Here is a 20,636-nt window from a genome sequence, read left to right on the forward strand (position 1 = left end):
CCGCCAGCTGCCCGCTCACCGGCCGCCCCCGGGGACGACGGTGATCACCGGCGCGTCCTCGCCGCCGGCACCGGCGGGCGCGCCGGCCGGCTCGGACGCCTCCGCCCGCAGCCGGGCGACCCGGCGGCGGACGACGAGCACCGCGAGGAGGGTGAAGGCGAGGACGCCCGCGCCCAGCGCCCACGCCATCGTGGCGTGGATCGGTGGGCTGCCCTCGGGGCCGAGCACGGTGGGCGGCTGGTGCAGCGTCCGCCACCAGACGACCGAGAAGTGCACGACCGGCACGTTGAGGAAGGCGACGATGCCGATGGCCGCGGACCGGCGGGCGGCGACGTGCGGGTCGTCGGCCATCCGGCGGACGCCGAGGTAGGCGACGTAGACCAGCAGGAGCACCGCCGTCGTCACCAGCCGGGCATCCCACGTCCACCAGACGCCCCAGACCGGGCGGCCCCACAGCATGCCCAGCGCGATCGCCAGCGCCGTCAGCCCGACGCCCAGCTCGGCGGCCGCCTGCGCGTACCGGTCGAAGCCGAGCTCACGGCGCACCAGGTAGCCCACGCTGCACACCAGCACGGTCGCGAACGCCAGGTAGGCCACCCAGGCGGCCGGGACGTGCACGTACATCAACCGCTGCGCCGGACCTTGCACCCCGTCCTCGGGGGCGACGACGAGCGCCAGGACCAGCGCGACCGCGGTCGCCCCGGCAGCGGCGGCGGGGAGGAGCGCACCGCCGGGCACCGGAGTCCTACGCACGCTCGCTCCTCCTGTCGACCGGTCCCCGCCCGGGAAGGCCCGGGGACGGCTGGGTCAGCGGGGACCCGGCCAGCCTCTCACTCCTCCAGGAGGAAGGGGAAGACGGCCCAGGCGGTCGCCCCGGCGACCAGGTCGTAGGCGACCAGCAGCACCAGCCACGGGAGCGGCTCCGCCACGACGCCGGCCTGCGTCCCGGCCAGCAGGGCGGGCAGCCCGGCGGGGAGCACCAGGGCCGCGAGCAGGCCCGCACCGCGGGCCGAGGCCGCCAGCAGGGCGCCGAACACCGTGGTGCTCGCCGCGACGCCGCCCAGGCCGAGCGCCGCCGCCGCGCACCCGGCGAGGGAGACGGGGCCGTCGAGGAGCAGGACGGCGAGGACGGTCCCCGTGGTCCAGGTGACCGCGAGCGCGGTCCAGAGGACGGCGGCCTTGGCGAGGAACAGCGCCCCGGCCGGGACCAGGCCGCGCAGCAGGTCCCAGGAGTCCTCGTCGCGCTCCGCCGCCGCGACCAGCCGGGCCAGCGGAACCGCGGCGGTGAGCACGAGCAGCCAGACCAGGCCGGGCGCGGCGGCCCGGAGCGCGACGGGGTCGGGGCCGAGCACGAGACCCCCCAGCACGACCCCGGCCGCGACGAACGGCAGCACCGAGGCGAAGCCGTCGACGCCACCCAGGGCGATCCGCGCGTCCCGCCGGACCAGCAGGGGAACGGTGCGCAGCACGCCGGCGCGGCCCTGCCGCTGTCCACCTCCCCCGCTCACCCGAGCACCGTCGCAGCTCCCCCGACGAGCTCCAGGCGGGCGTCGACCGGGCCCAGGCCGGCGGCCACCTCCGAGCCCGCGACGAGCACCGCCGCCCCGTCACCGGCCAGGTCCTCGACCGTCCGGCGCACTGCCTCGCGTCCGGTCGCGTCGAGGTGCTCCATGGGCTCGTCGAGGCACACCACCGCCGGGGTCACCACGCGGGCCACGGCGAGGGTCACCCGCGCCCGCTGCCCCGCCGAGAGGCGGCCGGCCTCCTGTCCCCACAACTCCTCGGGGAGCCCGCACGCGGTGAGGGCCGCCGCAGCGGCACCGGCCGGCTGCTCCCGGCCGGCCAGGGCGCCGGCGAACGTCACGGCGTCCAGTGCCCGCTGCCGACGGCGCGCGGCCGCCCCGGGGCGCAGGTACAGCGCGTGCCCGGTCACCGACCGGGTGCCCGACGTCGGCTCCACCAGCCCCGCCGCGATCCGCAGCAGCGTGGTCTTGCCGGCGCCGTTCCCCCCGCCGACGACGCAGACCGCGCCGGCCGACAGCCGCAGCGTCAGGGGGGCGAGCGCGGTCCGCCCGCCGTAGCGGCGGGCCACCTCCTGCAGGCACAGCACCGGCGGTTCCCCCGCGGCAGGGCGGCCGGTCCTCGACTGGGTCATCGTGCCGAGGATGGTGCCACCGCCGCCCGCGCCCGGGCCGAGCAGCTGCGGTTGTGCGGCCGAAGCCAGCCACTAGGGTCGGACGGGACCGCACGGGAGCCCTCCCCGGAGGGGCAGCCCGACCAGCCCGCCACGGAGGTGCGATCGTGCCAGCCGACCTCGCTCCGGTGGCCGCACCGGAGCCAGGCTCGGTGCTCGATCCCGTGGGCCCCGAGGCGGCGCAGATCGCCGGCCTCACCTGGTTCATGATCGTCCTGGGCGGTCTGCTGTGGCTGGCCACCGTGGTGTTCCTGGTGCTGGCCCTCCGGCACCGCGCGCGCCGCGAGCCACGGGCCGCGAACCGGGGCGCGAAGGCCTTCATCGCCGTGTGGGGCGTGGTCGTCCCGATCGTCGTCCTGCCCGCCGTCTTCGCCTACAGCCTCGTGGTGGGCGTCGACATCTCCCGGCCTGCCCCTCCCGAGGCGCTCACCGTCGAGGTCGTCGGCCACCAGTTCTGGTGGGAGGTGCGCTACCCCGACGCCGACGTGGTGACCGCCAACGAGATCCACGTGCCGGTCGGCCGCCCCGTCCGGCTGGAGATGACGTCGGCGGACGTGATCCACAGCCTCTGGATCCCGCCGGTGGCCGGCAAGCTCGACCTCCTCCCCGGGCAGACCAACGTCCTGTCCTTCCAGGTCGAGGAGGCCGGTCGCTACCTCGGGGAGTGCGCCGAGTTCTGCGGCATCCAGCACGCCCGCATGCAGTTCGTCCTCGTCGCCCAGGAGGAGGACGAGTTCGCCGACCACCTGGTCGCGTTGCAGGCGGGCTCCGCGGAGCCGGACGGCGAGCTCGAGGAGGCCGGCCGCGAGGTGTACCTGGCCGCGGGCTGCGGGCAGTGCCACCGGATCGAGGACGTCAGCGAGGGGGACGACTTCGCCCCGGACCTCACCCACCTCGCGTCCCGGGACACGATCGCCGCGGGGATGCTCGAGAACACGCGGGGCAACCTGGCGGGCTGGATCCTCGACCCGCAGGGCCTCAAGTCGGGGGTCCGCATGCCGCCGAACAACCTCTCGGGCGACGACCTGCAAGCGCTGCTGGCCTATCTGGAGAGCCTCGAATGACCGCGCTGCAGGATCCCCCGGCCACAGAGGACCGGCTCGCCGCCACGTGGGCCACCCCACCCGGCCTGGCCGGCTGGTTCACGGCCCTCAACCACAAGCAGGTGGGCCAGCGCTTCCTCATCACCGCGTTCGTCTTCTTCGCCCTGGGCGGCATCCAGTCGGTGCTGATGCGCTGGCAGCTCGGGAGCGCCGAGAGCACCTTCCTCGACGCGCAGACCTACAACGAGCTGTTCACCATGCACGGCACGACGATGATGTTCCTGTTCGCCGTGCCGGTGGGCGAAGCCTTCGCGATGTACTTCCTGCCGCTCATGCTCGGCACCCGGGACCTGCCGTTCCCCCGGCTGACCGCCTTCGGCTGGTACATCTACGTGCTCGGCGGGATCTTCCTCTACAGCAGCTTCCTGTTCGGCCAGGTCCCCGACGGCGGCTGGTTCGCCTACACCCCGCTCACCGGGCCCGAGTACTCCCCGAGCAACTCGATGGACTTCTGGCTGCTGGGCGTGACGTTCGTGGAGATCGCGACGATCGCCGGAGCGATCGAGCTGGTGGTGCTGATCCTCCGGTACCGGGCGCCGGGCATGAAGATCAGCCAGATGCCGCTGCTGGCGTGGAACGTGCTGGTCACCGGGATCGCCGTCATCTTCGCGTTCCCGCCGCTGGTGGTCGCCAGCGTGCTCCTCGAGCTGGACCGCAAGATCGGCACGCACTTCTACGATCCGGCGGCCGGTGGCGAGTCCTTGCTCTGGCAGCACCTGTTCTGGTTCTTCGGCCACCCCGAGGTCTACATCATCCTGCTGCCGGGGCTGGGCATCGTCTCCACGATCGTGCCGGTCTTCGCCCGCAGCCGGATCGTCGGCTACAGCCTGATCGCCGTCTCGACGGTCGCCATCGGCATCCTGTCGTTCGGCGTGTGGGTGCACCACATGTTCGTGACGGGGATCCCGCAGCTCGGGCTGGCCTTCTTCTCCGTGGCGAGCCTGTTCATCCCGATCCCGAGCGCCATCCAGGTCTCGGCGTGGATCGCCACCATCTGGCAGGGCCGGGCGGTGTGGAAGACGCCGATGATGTACGTCGTCGGCTTCATCGTGATCTTCGTCCTCGGCGGGGTCACCGGGGTGATGGTCGCCTCGGTCCCGTTCGACCAGCAGGCGCACGACAGCTACTTCGTCGTCGCGCACTTCCACTACGTGCTCATCGGCGGGATCCTCTTCCCGGTGCTGGCCGCCGTCCACTTCTGGATGCCGAAGATGAGCGGCCGCCTGCTCGACGAACGCATCGGCAAGACGGCGTTCTGGCTGACCTTCGTCGGCTTCAACGTGACGTTCTTCCCGCTGCACATCACCGGGCTGCAGGGCATGCCGCGCCGCCTCTACACCTACGCGGAGAACACAGGGTGGGAGCTCACGCAGGCGATCGCGACCGCGGGCACCGTCGTCCTCACCCTGGGCCTGCTCATGACGCTGGGCAACGTGGTGCTGTCGGCGCGGTACGGCGAGCGGGCCGGGGACGACCCGTGGGGCGGGGAGACCCTGGACTGGTACGCGACCTCGCCGCCGCCGGCCTACAACTTCCGCGGCATCCCGGAGGTCGCCAGCCGCTCGCCGCTGTGGGACACCCGGCCCTTCCGGCCGAAGTACGACCCGGCCACCTGGCAGGACGAGCTGCGCGAGCCCCGCGCTCCCGTGCGGCAGGTCGTGCTCACCAGCATCCTCGACGCCGCCCCCGAGGAGCTGGTCACCCTGCCGCAGAAGTCGTGGTGGCCGCTGCTGATGGCCTCCTCGCTCACCGTCGCCCTGATCGGCACGATGATCGACGTCTACCCCGTCGCCCTCACCGGTGTGCTCGCCGCGGTCGTGACCGGTGTGGCCTGGGTCTGGAACAGGCAGGACCGGCTGTGAGGACCAGCGGACACGCCGGGGACGCCGCCCCCCGTCCGGCCCCGCACATCGCCCGCGGCACCGGGTGGTGGGGGATGCTGCTGCTCCAGCTCGTCCTGGTGTCGATGCTCGCGGCGCTGCTGTTCTCCTACTTCTACCTGCGCGACGGCTTCGACACGTGGCCGCCCGAGCCGGCGCCCGCCCCCGCGCTGGGGCTGACCGCGGTCGCCACCGCGCTGCTGCTGCTCAGCGCCGTCCCGGTGGCCGCGGTCCACCTGTCGGCGCGGGCCGGGAAGGCGGCCGGCCGGGTCCCCGCCGCGCTGGCCGCCGCCGTCGTCCTCGGGGTGGCGTTCCTCCTCGTGCAGTTCGCCGACTACGCGGCCAACGACATCGACCCGCAGCGCGACGTGTACGGCTCCCTCTTCCTCGCCCTCGCCGGCTTCCACCACGTCAACGCCGCCCTGGCCCTGCTCGGGCTGGGCATCGTGCTGCTGCGCGTGCGGACCGGCAGCATGCCCCCCCGCGAGCAGGAGATGGCGGTGACCGCCGCGCACTACTGGTACTTCGTGGTCTGGTCCTGGATCGTCATCGCCGCCACCCTCTACTTGACGCCGAGGTTCTGGTGACCGCCGCGACTCCGGAGACCAAGCGCCCCGCCGGCCGGCCGGTCCTGTTCTGGTTCGGTGTCGGCGGTGGCACCGCGGCCTGGCTGCTGCACCTGCTGGTCGGCTACTGGTTCATCGAGATCGGGTGCCCCACCGAGGGCCTGGCGCTCCCCGTCTTCCTCGTCGTGCTGACCGTGGCCCTCACGGTCATGGCCCTGGCCGCGACCTGGGCGTCCTGGTGGTCGATGCGGCACCTGCCACCGCAGCCGGAGTCCGCCGCCGTCCCCGGTCCCGAGCTCCGGCCGCTGCTGCCCTGGCGGCGTCGGCGCGACCCCGCGGACGCGCCCCCGGCCGGCGCCTGGGACCCGGTGCCGAGCCCCGCGCGCAACCGGCTGCTCGCGCTCACCGGCCTCACCATGAACCTGCTGGCGGTCGGCCTGATCGTGCTGGCGCTGCCCCCCGTCCTCGTGTACGGACCGTGCTGGTGACCGGGGGGCGGCGGGGAATGCGGGCCCGGCTGGCGGCGGCGCTCGTGGCCGCCGCGGCCGGGCTGAGCGCCTGCACCGACGCGACCGGCGAGCCGCAGGTGTCCGCGGACCGCGGGCGCGAGCTGCTGCGCGAGTACGGCTGCGCGGCCTGCCACCAGGTGCCGGGGGTGACCGGGCCGCAGGGCCGGGTGGGTCCGCCGCTCGGGACGCTCGTCGAGCGGCGGGTGATCGCCGGGCAGCTCCCCCACACGCCCGAGAACCTGCGGAGCTGGATCCAGGACCCCCAGGAGCTGGACCCCGGCAACCTGATGCCCGACCTCGGGGTGACCGACGAGGACGTCGACGCCATCGTCGCCTACCTGTACTCGCTGGAGCCCTCGTGAGCCGCCGCCGGATCCCGACGGCCGCGCGCCTGCTCCAGGTGCTGGCGCTGGTCACGGCCTGCGTCGCCCTCACCCTGGTGGCGGCACCGGTCGAGGCCGCCCCGGCCCCGGCGCCGCCCGCCGAGGAGGTCGCCGACGGCGGGACCGTCTACCAGCGGTACTGCGGGATCTGCCACAACAACGACGGCAGCGGCATCCCCGGGACCGGCGACGAGGCGGGGCCGGACCTGCGCGGGTTGCCGGTGGCCTACGTCGACCTGGTCATCCGCACCGGCCGGATGCCGATCCTGCACCGGCCGGTCGGCGCCGTGGAGGAACAGCTCACCGACGCCCAGCGCGAAGCGGTCGTCACCTGGATGGCCGAGGAGTTCGACCTGGAGGGCGGGATCCCGGAGGTGGGGGCAGGCGACCCGGGCCGCGGGCAGCCGCTCTGGCTGACCAACTGCGCGCCCTGCCACAGCGCCGGGGGCAACGGCGGCATCTCGGCCGACGGGACGGTCGCCCCGGAGGTCACCGGCATCGACCCCACCGGCATCGTGGAGGCGATCCGGGTCGGCCCGTTCGAGATGCCCCGGTTCGGCGACGAGGTCCTCAGCGAGCAGGACGCCGCCGACATCGCCGCCTACGTGCAGGACCTGTCGGACGCCGAGACCACACCCCTGGGGCTCTCGGACGTCAGTCGCGTCTACGGCGGTGTCTTCACCGGCCTGATCGCCCTGGCCATGGCGGGCGCGCTGGTGCTCGTCGTCCGGACCGGCCGGCGATCGGCCCCGGAACCGGCCGGGCGCACCCCCTCGGACCCGGAGGACAGGGAGGGCACGGAGCAGTGACGGCCACGGAGCCCCGCCCGGAGTCCCGCCCCGCGCTCCTGCGCCGCCCGGTCCCGCTCGCGGCCGGAGCCGTGGCGGCGATCCTGCTCGCGGCGTTCGTGGCGGGCCTGGTGCTGGACTGGCCCACCTCCGCGCTCGGGCTGCTCCTCGGCATCGGCACGCTGTGCGCCGCTCTCGTCGTGGCCGCCGCGCTGCCCGCTGACGAGGACCAGGAGCTCGTCTGGCCGGGCCAGCGCGAGCCGGGGGACGCACCGCTGCTCGCGGCGGTCGCCGGTCACCCGGTCCGCCGGCGCTGGGTCCTCGGTGGCGTCGGCGTCGGCGCGCTCGCCGGGATCGGCCTGCTCGCCTGGCTGGGCCGGGACGAGCCGCCGGCCACCAGCTGGCGGCGGGGGACGCACCTGGTGACCGCCGAGGGCCAGCGGATCCGCGCGGCGGACGTGCCGATCGGCGGCTTCGGCACCGTGTGGCCCGAGGGCGCCGCCCGGGAGGACCTGGCGGCGGTCGTGCTGGTGCGGCTCTCCGCGCAGAGCGCGCAGCCGCCGACGATCCTCGACTGGGTCGTCGGCGAACGGCTGGTCGCCTACTCGAAGGTCTGCACGCACGCCGGCTGCCCGGTCGGGCTGTACCAGGAGGACAGCGACTCGCTGTTCTGCCCCTGCCACCAGGCCACCTTCGACGCGGCGCGCGGGGCAGTACCGACGTTCGGGCCGGCGTCGCGCCCCCTCCCCCAGCTCCCCCTCGGCGTCGACGCGGACGGCTTCCTGGTGGCCCTCGGCGACTTCGCGACGCCCATCGGTCCGGTGCGCGGATGAGCGTCCAGGAAGCCCCCACCCGGCCCCGGTGGCTACGCGAGCTGTTCGTCCCGACGCACTGGTCGTTCCTGCTGGGGCCGGTCGCGGTGATCTGCTTCGCCGTCCTGCTGCTGACCGGGCTGGTGCTGACCTTCTTCTACGAGCCGTCGGCCGAGCTGGTGGAGTACCAGGGCTCGGCCGACCTCTACGACGGCCGGGAGCTGCCGGCCGCGTTCTCCTCCGTCGTCTCGATCAGCCACGACCTGCCCGGCGGGCTGCTGCTGCGCCGGGTGCACCGGGTGGCGAGCTACCTGTTCGTCGCGGCGCTGCTGCTGCACGTGCTCCGGGTGCTCCTCGCCGGGGCCTTCCGGGGTCGCCGCATCTCGAACTACCTGCTCGGCCTGGTCCTGCTCGCACTGGCCTTCGCGCTGGGTTGGTCGGGCCAGAACCTGGTGTACGACGTGATCACCGGCAGCAGCGTCCGGATCGGGTACTCGATCGCGGCGAGCATGCCCTGGCTCGGCGGGGAACTGGCCGACCTCGTCTTCGCGGGCCCGGACGTCGCCGACGTCGTCCCCCGGCTGTTCTGGCTGCACGTCCTGCTGCTGCCGGTCGCCTTCGGAGGGTTGCTCGCCGTCCACCTGTGGCTCGTCGTCCGCCAGCGGCACACAGTCCTGCCGCGGCGCCGTCGCCCCGACGGGCAGCTGGTCGTGGCGACCCCCGGCCGGAGCGGGCTGCGGTCCCGCGCGCTGCTGCTCACCCTGCTGACCACCACGCTGCTCGTCGTCTCCGCCGCGCTGGTCCCCTTCGGGGACGTCCTGCACATCGGCCCGTACCTGCCCGGTGTGGCCGGCAACGACATGTACCCGGACTGGTACCTGTTCCCGGCCGAGGGCGGCATCCTCCTCCTGCCGGCCGTGGAGTTCAGCATCCTGGGGGCGACGATCACCAACCCGTTCCTGGGCGGTGTCCTGCTGCCGGTGCTCATCGGCGGGGCGGTGCTGGTCTACCCGCTGCTGGAGCGGCTGTTCCGCCGGCGTCCGGAAGCCGACCTCGACCTCAGCGAGCGGCCGCTCGACGCGCCGTTCCGCGTCGCCTTCGTCACCTTCGTCGTGGTGCTCGGCGCGGTGACGGGCGCGGGGGCGGCCAGCGACGTGATCGCCCAGGTGCTCGGGCTGGAGGTGGTCACCGTCATCTGGTTCCTGCGCATCGCGCTGGTGGCGGCCCCGCCGGTGCTCGCGGGCGCTCTGTTCTGGTACGCCCGGCGGCGCTCCCGCCAGTCCCCGCTCTGACCCGGGCGTCGCGGCTCAGGCCACCCGCAGCTCCTCGACGTCGGCCTCGCGCAGGCTCACGCCGAGCCCCGGGGCAGCGAGGTCCGGCCGGACCCGGCCCTCCCGCGGCTCGGGGGCGCCGTCGAACAGCCGGCGCTCGAACCGCTCGTGGTCGTGGAACCACTCGAGGTGGCGCAGGTTGGGCGTGGCCAGGCCGAGGTGTGCGTGCAGGGTGGGCACGCAGTGCGCGGAGACCTCGAGCCCGTGCCCCGCGGCCACCGCCGCCGCGCGCAACCACTCGGTGACCCCGCCGCAGCGGCTGGCGTCCACCTGCAGGCAGTCGACGGCGCCGGCGCCGCAGAGGGCAGCGAAGTCCTCGATCCGCGCGCCGTACTCCCCGGCGGCGACGTCGCAGTCCAGGGACCGGCGCACGAGTCGCAGCCCGGCCAGGTCGTCGGAGGAGACCGGCTCCTCGAACCAGACCACCCCCAGGTCGTCGAGCGCCCGGCCCACCCGGACCGCCTGCTTGGCGGTGTAGCCGCCGTTGGCGTCGACCAGCAGATCGACGCGGTCCCCGACGACCTCGCGGGCCAGCCGCGTGCGGGCCAGGTCGCGGCGCTCCGCGCTGCCCCACGACTCCCCGATCTTGATCTTCACCCGGTCGAAGCCCCGGTCGAGCCAGCCCGTCAGCTGCTCGCGGGTCGCGGCGTCGTCGTAGGTGGTGAACCCACCGCTGGCGTAGACCGGCGAGTCCCGCCGCACGGCCCCCAGGAGCACCGCCAGCGGCACGTCGAGCAGCCGCGCCTTCAGGTCCCAGAGGGCGACGTCGACCGCGGAGATCGCCATCGCGACCAGGCCGGGAACGCCGGCGTTGCGGGCGGCCCGGGCCATGGCATGCGTGGCGTCCTGCGGGTGCAGGGCCGATCGCCCCTCCACCACGCCGGCGAGCAGGCCGGGGATGAGCGCCGCGGTGGACTGGTCGGCATAGGTCCAGCCGGTCCCGGTGCGGTCCCCGGCAGCGGCGTGCACCACGATCGCCGTCGTCGCGTCCCACTGCAGGGTGCCGTCGGCCTCGGGGCGGTCGGTCGGCAGCCGGTAGACGGCAACGACCACGCTCTGCACCGGGACGTCCGGTGTGGTTCCCACGGCAGCGGTGCTCCTCTCCAGGAGGTGGTCAGCCGGCGGAGCGGCCGGTCAGCGTGCGCCGCACCGCGGTGACCGCCCCGGTCACCGCGGCGGTGGTGACGCCGCCGGCCGCCGCGAGCACCGCCCCCTGCGCCAGCCGGCCCGGCGGATGCGGGGCCGGTGCCAGCACCCGTTCCGGGTTGTCCTCGAGCCGCGCGCCGGTCACCAGACCGGCGAGCGCCTCGGCCAGGTGCACCGCCCTGCGGCCGGTGTCGGCCTGCTCGACCTGGGTGCGGCAGCTGAAGCCGTCGGCGAGCACCACCGCCTGGGGGTCGCCCTCGCGCACCGCGGGCAGCAGGGCCTGCTCGGCACAGGCCATGGAGACGTCGTAGTGACCGCGCTCGAACCCGAAGTTGCCGGCCAGTCCGCAGCAGCCGGAGTTCAGCACGTCGGCGTCGAACCCGGCCCTCCGCATCAGCTCGCGGTCCTGGTCGAAGCCCATGATCGAGTGGTGGTGGCAGTGGGTCTGGACCATCGCCGCGCGATCCGCCCGAGGGGGCTCCCACTCCGGAGCGCGCTCGCCCAGCAGCTCGGCGAGCGTGCGGGTGGACGCCGCGAGCAGCCGGACGTCCTCGTCGTCCGGGAGCAGCTCAGGGGCGTCGGACCGGAAGACCGCGGTGCAGCTGGGCTCCAGCGCCACGACCGGCATGCCCGCGCGCAGCTCCGGTGCGAGCGCGCCCGCCGTCCGGCGCAGGATCCGTGCGGCCGTCGCCAACTGGCCCGTGGAGATCCAGGTGAGCCCGCAGCAGAGCTCCTGGTCGGGGATCCGCACGGTGAAGCCGGCGTCCTCCAGCACCGTCACCGCCGCCTCGCCGATGTGCGGCTGGAAGAACTCGGTGAACGTGTCCGGCCAGAGCAGCACCTCGCCGCGCTCCCCCGTTCCTCGGGGTCCCCGGTCGCGGTACCAGGAGGTGAAGCGCTGCGGGGCGAACAGCGGCAGGTCGCGCTCCGGGGTCACCCCGCCGACCGCCTTGGCCACCGTGCGCACCCCCGGCGTCTGCGTCAGGGCGTTCACCACCCGCGGCGCCAGCGCGGCGAACCGCGCGACCAGCGGCAGCCAGCCGAGCGTGTAGTGGGTCCGCGGGCGCAGCCGGCCCGCGTAGTGGTGCGACAGGAACTCCGCCTTGTACGCCGCCATGTCCACGTCGACCGGGCAGTCGCTGCGGCAGCCCTTGCACGCCAGGCAGAGGTCCAGCGCGTCCCGGACCGCGGTGGAACGCCAGCGGTCGCGGATGACGTCGCCGCGGAGCATCTCGAACAGCAGGCGCGCGCGGCCGCGGGTGGAGTGCTTCTCGTCGCCGGTCACCTGGTAGCTCGGGCACATCACCTGGCCGGACCCGACCTCCAGGGAGGAGCGGCACTTGCCGACGCCGACGCACCGGGCTGCGGCGTGGGCGAACGAGCCGTCGTCCTCCGGGTAGCCGAAGGCGACCTCGGGCTGCCAGGCGGGGTAGTCGGCGGTGACCCGGAGGTGCTCGTCGAGGGGGTACGGGGCGACGACCTTCCCCGGGTTCATCCGGTTGTCCGGGTCCAGCAGCGCCTTCATGCGGCCGAACGCCTCGACGATCTCGGGTTCGAACATCCGGGGCAGCAGTTCGCCGCGCACCTGACCATCGCCGTGCTCGCCGGACATGGAGCCGCCGTAGCGGGTGACGAGCTCGGCGGCGTCCTCGAGGAACGGGCGGTAGGTGTCCTCGCCGCCCGGTGCGCCCAGCGGGAACGGTATGCGCAGGTGCACGCACCCGTGACCGAAGTGCCCGTACAGGGAGGAGGGCGTCAGGCCGTGCCGGTCGAGCAGCTCCGCGAGGTCGGCCAGGTACTCCCCGAGCTGATCGGGTGCGACGGCGGAGTCCTCCCACCCCGGCCAGGTGTCGTGCGCGTCCGGCGGATGCGCAGTTGCGCCGAGCCCGGACTCGCGGAAGGCCCACATGTCCGCCTGGTCCGCGGGGTCGCTCAGGACCAGCACGGCCGGCGGCTCGGGCGCGGAGCGGAGGTCCTCGACCATCCGATCCATGCGTCCGCCCAGTTCCTCCTCGTCCTCCCCGGCGAGCTCGACCAGCAACCAGCCGCTGCCGTCGGGCAGCTTCTCCAGGGCCCGGGGGTTCATCCCGAGCTCGTCCTGGTTGCGGCGGAGCACCTCGTCGACGCCCTCGAGCCGGTGCGGACGGTGCGGGAGCAGCCGGGCGACGTCGCGGCCCGCGGCGACGACGTCGGGGTAGCCCAGGACCGCCAGGCGGCGCACCCGCGGCAGCTCCGACAGCTGCAGCTCCGCGCGCAGCACGGTCACCAGCGTCCCCTCGCTGCCCACCAGCGCCCGGGCCACGTCGAAGCCGTTCTCGGGCAGCAGCGCGTCGAGGTTGTAGCCGGAGACGCGGCGCGGGATCCGCGGGAAACCGGTGCGGATCTCGGCGAGGTAGCGGTCCCGCAGCGCCCGGAGCCCGCGGTAGACCTCGGCGCGGCGGCCACCCGCCCGGACGATCTCGGCGTACTCCTCGTCGCTCGTCGGCCCGACCCACATGCGGGTGCCGTCGGGCAGCAGGACCTCCAGCCGGGAGACCTTGTCCACCGCCTTGCCGTACACCTGCGCCGAGGCCCCGCACGCGTTGTTGCCGAGCATGCCGCCGACCGTGCAGGTCCAGTGGGTCGCCGGCTGCGGCCCCCAGGTGAGCCCGTGCTCGGCGAGCCGGGCGTCGAGGTGGTCGAGCACCATGCCCGGCTCCACGACGCAGGTCCGCCGGTCGGTGTCGACCGAGACCAGGCCGGTGCAGTACCGGCTCCAGTCCAGGACGACGGCGGCGTTGGTGGTCTGGCCGGCGAGGCTGGTGCCGCCGCCTCGCGACAGCAGGGGCACACCGTGCTCGCGGCAGACCGCCGCCGCCTCGACCGCCGCCTCCACCGTCCGCGGTTCCACGACCCCCAGCGGCGGGATCCGGTAGTTCGAGGCATCGGTGGAGTACGCGCCGCGGGTGCCGGTGTCGAACCGGACACCGCCGTCGACCCGGCGGCGCAGGTCGGCCGCCAGCGCCGCGACGTCCACCCGGTGGGGCCCGGCAGGCTCCGGCGGCAGGCTGGTGGGTGGGGGCAGATCGGTGACCGCCATCGCTCAGCCCCGGTGCGGCAGGAACTCCTGGATCTTGGTCTTGGCCCCCTGCCTGACCACACCCCACGCGTCCTCGTCGCCCTTGAACAGCGACCTGGCCGTCTCGGTCATCTGCTCGAGCGTCGCGTGCGGCGGGATGGGTGGTACGTCGGCGTCGACGTGCACGTCGAGCAGCGCCGGCCGGCCCGCCGCCAGCGCGCGGTCCCACGCCGGCCCCAGCTGGTCCGGGTCGTCCACCGTGATCGCCTCGAAGCCGAGGCCGGCGGCGAACGCGGCGTAGGAGACGTCGGGCAGCGTCTGCGAGTCGGCGAGCTTCGGGAACCCGCCCATGGCCCGCATCTCCCAGGTCACCTGGTTGAGGTCGTTGTTGTGCAGGACCGCGATCACCATGCGGGGGTCGGTCCACTCCCGCCAGTACCGGGAGATGGTGATGAGCTCGGCCAGGCCGTTCATCTGCATCGCCCCGTCGCCGACGAAGGCGATGACCGGCCGGTCGGGGTGCCCGAACTTGGCACCGATGCCGTAGGGCACCGCCGGGCCCATGGTGGCCAGCGTCCCGGACAGCGAGCCCCGGGTGTCCGGGCCGAACCGCAGGTGACGCGCGTACCAGTTGGCCGACGACCCGGAGTCCGCGGTGATGATGGCGTTGCCGGGCATCCGATCGTTCAGCTCGTAGAACAGCCGCATGGGGTTGACCGGGTCGGAGTCGGTCATGGCACGCATGTGGATGGTCTCCCACCAGCGCCGGACACCGTCCTCGATGCCCTCCCGCCACGAGCGGTCGGCCTTGCGCTCCAGCAGCGGGATCAGCGCCCGGAGGGTGGTGGCGGCGTCCCCCACGAGGTTCAGCTCGTACGGGTACCGCATGCCGATGTACTTCGCGTCGTGGTCGATCTGGACCCCGCGGGCCTGGCCGTACTCGGGGAAGAACTCGCTGTAGGGCAGGTTGGAGCCGACCGTCAGCAGGGTGTCGCAGTCCTTCATCATGTCCCAGGTCGGCCGGGTGCCCAGCAGCCCGATCGACCCGGTCACGAACGGCAGGTCGTCGGGGAGCACGTCCTTGCCGAGCAGCGCCTTCGCCACGCCGGCGCCGAGGATGTCGGCGACCTCGATGACCTCCGCGCGGGCGCCCCGAGCCCCCTGGCCGACGAGCATCGCGACCTTGCTCCCGCTGTTGAGCAGGTCGGCGGCGGCGCGGATCGACCGGTCGTCCGGAACGATCGTCGGCGCCGAGGTGTGTGCGCTGCTGGAAGGCACCATCTTGTGCTCGTGCGTCGGCGGGCTGTACTCCAGCTCCTGCACGTCGGCCGGGATGATCACCGCGGTCGGCGCGTGCTCGGCGGCCGCGATCCGCATGGCGCGGTCGATCACGTTGGGGAGCTGCTCGGGCGTGTTCACCACGTGCACGTAGTGGTGGGCGACGTCCTTGAACAGCGACAGCAGGTCGACCTCCTGCTGGTAGGAGCCGCCCATGGCGCTCCGGTCGGTCTGCCCGACGATCGCGACCACGGGCACGTGGTCGAGCTTGGCGTCGTACAGCCCGTTGAGCAGGTGGATCGCGCCCGGCCCCGAGGTGGCCATGCAGACGCCCACCCGGCCGGTGAACTTGGCGTACCCCACCGCCTCGAAGGCGGACATCTCCTCGTGCCGGGACTGGACGTACTGCAGGCCGTCCTGCTTCCCGAACGCCTCGAGGATGCCGTTGATCCCGTCACCGGGATAGGAGAAGACCTTCTCGACGCCCCACTCCCGGAGGCGGTCCAGCAGGACGTCGGCGACAGTCTGGCTCATGGGGAGATCCCTCCCGTTGGGTTGCACCGTCCTTGGACGCGCTACCCGTCGAGCCGGGATGAAACCGAGACGGGACTTTACGATCGGATGACCATGTCCCCCAGTCGAGGTGAGGGGGACGACCGGTCGGTCGAGCACGTCGGCCCCCGGGGACGACACGGAGGCAGCCACGCTCACCGCCGAGCCCGCCTCGTCAGCGGGTGCTCGTGCTCGGGGCGGGGACGACGTCTTCTCCGGCCTCGCGAGTGGGCGCGCAGCCCGGACCTTCCGGCCGCCCCGTTCAGGCCCCGACCCAACCCCCGGTAGCCACGGACGCGGCACCGGCCAACCCGGGAGGACCGATGAGCGCAGGAGGAGACCACCGCGGGCACGGTGGACCGCATGATCCCGAGTTCCGCGTCGGGCGCGGAAAGCCGGCCCGGCGGCGGATCGCCGCGCTCGCCGTCGCGATCATCGTCATCATCTTCGCCGTCATGCTGGGCGTGTGGCTGCTCGGCAGGTCCGCCGCCGACGCGCAGAGCCCAGCCGGGGCCGGGGGCGCGGACCACAGCGCTGAGGCGGAACCGGCCGCTGACGGGGTTTGCCCGGGCCTCGATCGGTCCGGTCAGCGGGCCGACCGGACCGCCTGAGCGAGCCGGACTCGAGGCACACGATCTCGGGCACGTGCTCGAGCGCGCACCCGCACCGACGCAGCCACCCCGCCCCGGCCGTCGGTGAGGACGACCCGGTCGGACTGCGTACCCACGGTCGGCCGCTGACGACAGTGGCCCCGCCGAGCCCGTCTCCGGGGCCCGGCGGGGCCACTGCACTGCGTTGGTAGCGGGGACAGGATTCGAACCTGCGACCTCTGGGTTATGAGCCCAGCGAGCTACCGAGCTGCTCCACCCCGCGTTGCGTCCGCCACCCTACCCTCTCGGCGGGACCGACCCGCTGTCGGCCCCGTGGTCGGCGCGACCACGGGGCCGACAGCCGGCTCAGGAGGTGCTGGACGTGCCCGCTGCCGGCGGCGCAGCCGTCGCCCCGCCGGTGGGGTGACCGTTCGGCGACGCCGTCGTGCCGGGAAGCAGCGGGTCCTCCGGAGCGCGGCGCGGGAGACGGGGCTCCTCCCCCAGCCCCTTGACCAGCGACGCGAGCACCATGAGGAGCACGACCGCGAAGGGGAAGGCGGCGACGATCGAGGCGGTCTGCACCCCGCCCAGGCCGCCGCTGACCAGCAGGACGGCTGCGGAGGCGGAGATGACCAGCCCCCAGATCACGCTGACGACGCGCGCCGGGTCCTGCCCACCGCGGCTGCTGAGCGAGCCGAGCACGAAGGTGGCGGAGTCGGCGCTGGTCACGAAGAACGTGACGATCAGGATCATCGCCCCGATCCCGGCCACCACCCCACCGGGCAGCGTGTCGAGCAGCCCGAACAGCTGCGACTCGGTCGACTGCCCGGCGAGCTCCGCCCCCTCCTGCTCGGCGAGGATCCCGGCTCCGCCGAAGACGGAGAACCACAGCCCGCTGACCAGCGTCGGCACCGCCAGCACGCCGATGACGAACTCCCGGATGGTGCGGCCGCGCGAGATGCGCGCGATGAAGGTCGCGACGAAGGGCGACCAGGAGATCCACCACGCCCAGTAGAAGATCGTCCAGCCGTTGATCCAATCCGACCGCTCGGCGTCGAAGGGGCCGGTCTGCAGGCTCATCGTGGGGAGCTCGGCGAGGTAGCTGCCGAGGGTCGTGGTGAACGCACCGACCAGCCGGCCGGACGCCGCGGTGAACAGCACGAAGGCGAAGAGCCCCACCGCGAGGACGACGTTGGCGGTCGACAGCCACTTGATCCCGCGGTTGATCCCGGAGAGCGCCGAGATCAGGAAGAGGACGGTGACCACCGCGATGATGGCCAGCTGCACGCCGGAACCGGTCGCGATGCCGTCGTCGAGCGAGGCGAGGCCCCCGTTGATCTGCGCGGCGCCCAGGCCGAGCGACGTGGCGACACCGAAGACGGTGGCGACCACGGCGACCGTGTCCACCGCCACGCCGAGCGGGCCGTCGACGCGGTCACCGAGCAGCGGTCGCAGCGCCCCGCTGATCGTGGCCTTCCAGCCGCGGCGGAACCGGGCGTAGGCCAGGGCCAGGGCCAGGACGGCGTAGATGCCCCAGGGGTGCAGGCCCCAGTGGAAGAACGAGTAGCGCAACGCATCCCGGGCGGCCTCCGTGGTCCCCGGGTCGGCCGTCGGCGGGGTGAGGAAGTGCGACACCGGCTCCGCCACGCCCCAGAACACCAGGCCGATGCCCATACCCGCGCTGAAGAGCATCGAGAACCAGGCCCGGGTGCTGTACTCCGGCCGGTCGGTGTCCGCACCCAGCCGCACCCGTCCCCACCGCGAGGCCGCGACCACGATCACCGCGACCAGCACGATCGTGGCGGTGAGCAGGTAGAACCAGCCGAACCGGTCGACCACGAAGGTGCGCGCCGAGGTGGCGGCGGAGTCGAGGGACTCCGGTGACAGCACGCCCCAGAGGACGAAGGGGAGCACGATGGCCAGCGAGGCCCAGAAGACGGCGGATGTTCTTCGCACGAGCGGAAGGATCCTTCGGTCGGGAACAAGAGAGCCGGGCGCCCACCGACGGCAGACCGTACGGGGGCGGGGTCGACGGCCGGACGACGATCCAGACTTGCACCACTTGCGGAGCGCCGCATCTTTCCGGGCGTGACAAGCCCCACCCCCGCGGGACCGGAACCGTCGGGGATCGTGGGCGGGTGCCACCTCAGCCGCCCACGCAGCAGGACCCCCACCACGCCGTCGACCTCGCCCTCCGGGCGGGGGAACTGCTGCTGTCGGCCGGCGCCAGCGCCGCCGAGGTGACCGCCACGTGCACGGTCGTGGCCCGGTCCTGCGGGCTCGGGCGGGTGGAGTGCGACATCACCTTCACCTCGATCACGGTCTCCGGCCACCCCGCCGCGGACGCCGCCCCGATCAGCGGGCTGCGCCTGGTCCAGCGGCGGGAGCTGGACTACTCCCGCGCCACCGCCGTCCACAACGTGGTCGGCGACCTGGCCGCGGGACGGGTGACCCCGCCGGAGGCCGACCACCGGCTGCGGGCGATCGCCACCGCACGGCACCCCTACCGCCGGTGGGTGGTCACCGGGGCGCGTGCGTTCCTGGCCGCCGGGGTCGCCGTGCTGCTCGGCGCCGGGCCCGTGGTGACGGCGGCCGCCTTCGGTGCCACGGTGCTGGTCGACCTCGCCATCGACCGCCTCGGCCGCCGCGGACTGCCGCCCTTCTTCCTCAACGCCGCCGGCGGGCTGATCGCCACCTCGGTCGCCCTCGCCCTCGTGGCCGCCGACATCGGCGTCCGCCCGTCGCTCGTCGTCGCCGGCGGCATCGTGCTGCTGCTGCCGGGTGTCACGCTCGTCGGCTCGGTGCACGACGCGATCACCGGCTTCTACGTGACGGCGAGCGCCCGGGCCTTCGAGACGTTGCTGCTGACGGCCGGGATCATCAGCGGGGTGGCGGTCGGGCTGTCGATCGGCGTGCGGCTCGGCGTGCCGATGACGATGTGGGACCCCTCGCCCAGCGGTTTGGCGGAGGTGCCGCTGCAGCTCGCGGCCGCAGCCGCCGTCTCGGCCTCCTTCGCCGTCGCCAACTACGCCCCCCGGCGCACCCTGGCTCCGGCGGCGGCCGCCGGTGCGCTCGGCTGGGCGGTGTTCGTCGGGCTGGACCAGCTGCGGCTGTCGGTCACCCTCGCGACGGCCGCCGCCGCCGTCGTCATCGGCCTCGGCAGCTTCGTCATGGCTGCCCGCCAGCGGGTCCCCGCGCTGGTCTACGTGGCCGCCGGGATCATCCCGCTGCTGCCCGGGCTCGCCATCTACCGGGGTCTGCGCCGGCTCACCGAGGGCGACACGCTGGGCGGCCTCACGCTGCTCGGGACCGCCATCGCCATCGGCCTGGCGCTGGCGGCGGGGTCCCTGCTCGGCGAGTACGTGGCGCAGTCCCTGCGACGGACCAGGCTGCCCGGGGAGCGGCGCCTGACCGGCCTGGTCCAGGCCCGAGGAGCACGCGCGCGGAGCGTCACCGGCGGCGGTCGCGGGGTGGCGCGCGCCTGACGCGGAGGCGTCGGCACGGACCCGTGTGAACGGTGGGACGGGCCGTCACGCGCGAGGCGCCGGACCCGTGCGCCTCCGGCACCCCCGTTCCCGGCCCGCCTACAGTCCGGGTCGTGGCGGGGGACGTGGCGGCGAGCAGTTTCGTCGGAGACCCGCAGCCGGTGGAGATCCACCACCGCGGGATCTGGTACTCCGGCGAGCTGCTCGGCTGGCGGCACACCCCCGACGGCCGGGTCTCCGCCCGCGTGCGGTGCACCGTCGACGGGCTGCGGCACTCGACGTGGAAGGACCTCGCCGAGCTCCGCCTGCCGGATCCGGCCCACCCACCGCGGCGAGAACCGTTCCCCGCACCGCCGGCACGCCCGCTGGCCGCCGCGCCGGTGGCCGACCCGGACCGCACGCGCCCGCACACGCTGCTCGCCGCGCTGACCACGCGACCGCGCCCACCCGCGCACGTCGGCACGCCGCCGGCCCCACGGTTCCCCGCCGCCCCGGGGACGTCGTCTCCCGTCCAGCAGGTGCCGGCCGGAGGGCGCACCCCGACGGCGGAACCGGCGCTGCCGCCGGCACGACCGCGGCCGACGCCCTACCGCCGTGCACCACGCCAGGCCGACGGCTGGTCGCGCGACTGGCCCGACGCCCGCACGCACGAGGAGCTCAGCGCCGTCTGACCACGGGACCGGCGGCCCGAGCACCCGGTAGGACGAGAACGACGAAGGCCCGACCCCTGGTGGGGCCGGGCCTTCGTGGTGGTAGCGGGGACAGGATTCGAACCTGCGACCTCTGGGTTATGAGCCCAGCGAGCTACCGAGCTGCTCCACCCCGCGTCGGTGACACCACCGTACCAGCCCTGCCGGGGGGGGGGGGGGGGGGGGGGGGGGGGGGGGGGGGGGGGGGGGGGGGGGGGGGGGGGGGGGGGGGGGGGGGGGGGGGGGGGGGGGGGGGGGGGGGCGGGGGGGGC

General features: G+C 74.2%; 18 protein-coding genes and 2 tRNA genes. 11 read left to right on the forward strand and 9 right to left on the reverse strand.

From position 1 onward, the window contains the following. Positions 1-15 precede the first annotated feature (15 nt). The 3 genes from ccsA to ACI8AP_RS10665 form a co-directional block, all read right to left on the reverse strand. A complete protein-coding gene (gene ccsA, locus ACI8AP_RS10655) occupies positions 16-753 on the reverse strand; it encodes a cytochrome c biogenesis protein CcsA (RefSeq protein ID WP_456589312.1) in 738 nt (245 codons plus the stop codon). Positions 754-830: 77 nt separating this feature from the next. Further along, a complete protein-coding gene (locus ACI8AP_RS10660) occupies positions 831-1,508 on the reverse strand; it encodes a heme exporter protein CcmB (protein ID WP_456589313.1) in 678 nt (225 codons plus the stop codon). Further along, positions 1,505-2,155: an ABC transporter ATP-binding protein gene (locus ACI8AP_RS10665; protein WP_456589314.1), complete on the reverse strand. Its 651-nt coding sequence runs from the start codon at positions 2,153-2,155 to the stop codon at positions 1,505-1,507. Before ACI8AP_RS10665 ends, ACI8AP_RS10660 begins: the two co-directional genes overlap by 4 nt. 146 nt (positions 2,156-2,301) lie before the next feature. On the opposite strand from ACI8AP_RS10665, the gene coxB reads away from it, so the two are divergent. Genes coxB through ACI8AP_RS10705 form a run of 8 tightly spaced genes read left to right on the forward strand, consistent with a single transcriptional unit; the run spans position 2,302 to position 9,527 of the window. Continuing rightward, positions 2,302-3,258 (forward strand): cytochrome c oxidase subunit II, encoded by a 957-nt coding sequence (coxB, locus tag ACI8AP_RS10670; RefSeq protein WP_456589315.1) that lies wholly within the window; start codon positions 2,302-2,304, stop codon positions 3,256-3,258. Beyond that, positions 3,255-5,159: a cytochrome c oxidase subunit I gene (gene ctaD / locus ACI8AP_RS10675; protein ID WP_456589316.1), complete on the forward strand. Its 1,905-nt coding sequence runs from the start codon at positions 3,255-3,257 to the stop codon at positions 5,157-5,159. Before coxB ends, ctaD begins: the two co-directional genes overlap by 4 nt. Further along, positions 5,156-5,764, forward strand: coding sequence for a cytochrome c oxidase subunit 3 (locus ACI8AP_RS10680; protein ID WP_456589317.1), 609 nt, complete (start codon positions 5,156-5,158; stop codon positions 5,762-5,764). The genes ctaD and ACI8AP_RS10680 overlap by 4 nt, the downstream gene beginning before the upstream one ends. Next, positions 5,761-6,231 (forward strand): hypothetical protein, encoded by a 471-nt coding sequence (locus tag ACI8AP_RS10685; protein WP_456589318.1) that lies wholly within the window; start codon positions 5,761-5,763, stop codon positions 6,229-6,231. The genes ACI8AP_RS10680 and ACI8AP_RS10685 overlap by 4 nt, the downstream gene beginning before the upstream one ends. After that, the gene (locus ACI8AP_RS10690; RefSeq protein ID WP_456589319.1) at positions 6,228-6,614 is read left to right on the forward strand and encodes a c-type cytochrome; all 387 of its coding nucleotides are present in this window, start codon (positions 6,228-6,230) and stop codon (positions 6,612-6,614) included. The genes ACI8AP_RS10685 and ACI8AP_RS10690 overlap by 4 nt, the downstream gene beginning before the upstream one ends. Continuing rightward, positions 6,611-7,444 (forward strand): c-type cytochrome, encoded by an 834-nt coding sequence (locus tag ACI8AP_RS10695; RefSeq protein WP_456589320.1) that lies wholly within the window; start codon positions 6,611-6,613, stop codon positions 7,442-7,444. Before ACI8AP_RS10690 ends, ACI8AP_RS10695 begins: the two co-directional genes overlap by 4 nt. Continuing rightward, a complete protein-coding gene (locus ACI8AP_RS10700) occupies positions 7,441-8,256 on the forward strand; it encodes a QcrA and Rieske domain-containing protein (protein WP_456589321.1) in 816 nt (271 codons plus the stop codon). The genes ACI8AP_RS10695 and ACI8AP_RS10700 overlap by 4 nt, the downstream gene beginning before the upstream one ends. Beyond that, positions 8,253-9,527: a cytochrome b N-terminal domain-containing protein gene (locus ACI8AP_RS10705; protein WP_456589322.1), complete on the forward strand. Its 1,275-nt coding sequence runs from the start codon at positions 8,253-8,255 to the stop codon at positions 9,525-9,527. Before ACI8AP_RS10700 ends, ACI8AP_RS10705 begins: the two co-directional genes overlap by 4 nt. A gap of 15 nt (positions 9,528-9,542) precedes the next feature. Here ACI8AP_RS10705 and ACI8AP_RS10710 read toward each other — a convergent pair whose 3' ends face one another. From ACI8AP_RS10710 to ACI8AP_RS10720, 3 genes are read right to left on the reverse strand one after another with little or no spacing between them, the layout of a single operon-like run. Then, complete coding sequence (locus ACI8AP_RS10710; protein WP_456589323.1) at positions 9,543-10,652, reverse strand: enolase C-terminal domain-like protein; 1,110 nt, start codon at positions 10,650-10,652, stop codon at positions 9,543-9,545. A 28-nt stretch (positions 10,653-10,680) separates the two neighbouring features. Beyond that, positions 10,681-13,791, reverse strand: coding sequence for an FAD-binding and (Fe-S)-binding domain-containing protein (locus ACI8AP_RS10715; protein WP_456589324.1), 3,111 nt, complete (start codon positions 13,789-13,791; stop codon positions 10,681-10,683). A 3-nt stretch (positions 13,792-13,794) separates the two neighbouring features. Beyond that, positions 13,795-15,582 carry a thiamine pyrophosphate-requiring protein gene (locus ACI8AP_RS10720; protein ID WP_456589325.1) on the reverse strand — a complete coding sequence of 596 codons (1,788 nt, stop codon included), beginning with the start codon at positions 15,580-15,582 and terminating at the stop codon, positions 13,795-13,797. Positions 15,583-15,923: 341 nt separating this feature from the next. Here ACI8AP_RS10720 and ACI8AP_RS10725 point away from each other — a divergent pair, with 341 nt between their 5' ends. Next, positions 15,924-16,211 carry a hypothetical protein gene (locus tag ACI8AP_RS10725; protein ID WP_456589326.1) on the forward strand — a complete coding sequence of 96 codons (288 nt, stop codon included), beginning with the start codon at positions 15,924-15,926 and terminating at the stop codon, positions 16,209-16,211. A gap of 185 nt (positions 16,212-16,396) precedes the next feature. Here the strand turns inward: ACI8AP_RS10725 and ACI8AP_RS10730 are convergent. Beyond that, a tRNA-Met gene (locus tag ACI8AP_RS10730) sits at positions 16,397-16,473 on the reverse strand. Positions 16,474-16,556: 83 nt separating this feature from the next. After that, the gene (locus ACI8AP_RS10735; RefSeq protein WP_456589327.1) at positions 16,557-18,146 is read right to left on the reverse strand and encodes a BCCT family transporter; all 1,590 of its coding nucleotides are present in this window, start codon (positions 18,144-18,146) and stop codon (positions 16,557-16,559) included. Between the two features lie 182 nt (positions 18,147-18,328). Here ACI8AP_RS10735 and ACI8AP_RS10740 point away from each other — a divergent pair, with 182 nt between their 5' ends. Beyond that, positions 18,329-19,675, forward strand: coding sequence for a threonine/serine ThrE exporter family protein (locus tag ACI8AP_RS10740; RefSeq protein WP_456589328.1), 1,347 nt, complete (start codon positions 18,329-18,331; stop codon positions 19,673-19,675). A 113-nt stretch (positions 19,676-19,788) separates the two neighbouring features. Beyond that, positions 19,789-20,346, forward strand: coding sequence for a hypothetical protein (locus tag ACI8AP_RS10745; RefSeq protein WP_456589329.1), 558 nt, complete (start codon positions 19,789-19,791; stop codon positions 20,344-20,346). 79 nt (positions 20,347-20,425) lie between these two features. On the opposite strand, the gene ACI8AP_RS10750 is transcribed toward ACI8AP_RS10745, so the two are convergent. Further along, positions 20,426-20,502 (reverse strand) — tRNA-Met (locus ACI8AP_RS10750). Positions 20,503-20,636 lie beyond the last annotated feature (134 nt).

Source organism: Blastococcus sp. SYSU DS1021 (genome assembly GCF_054050995.1).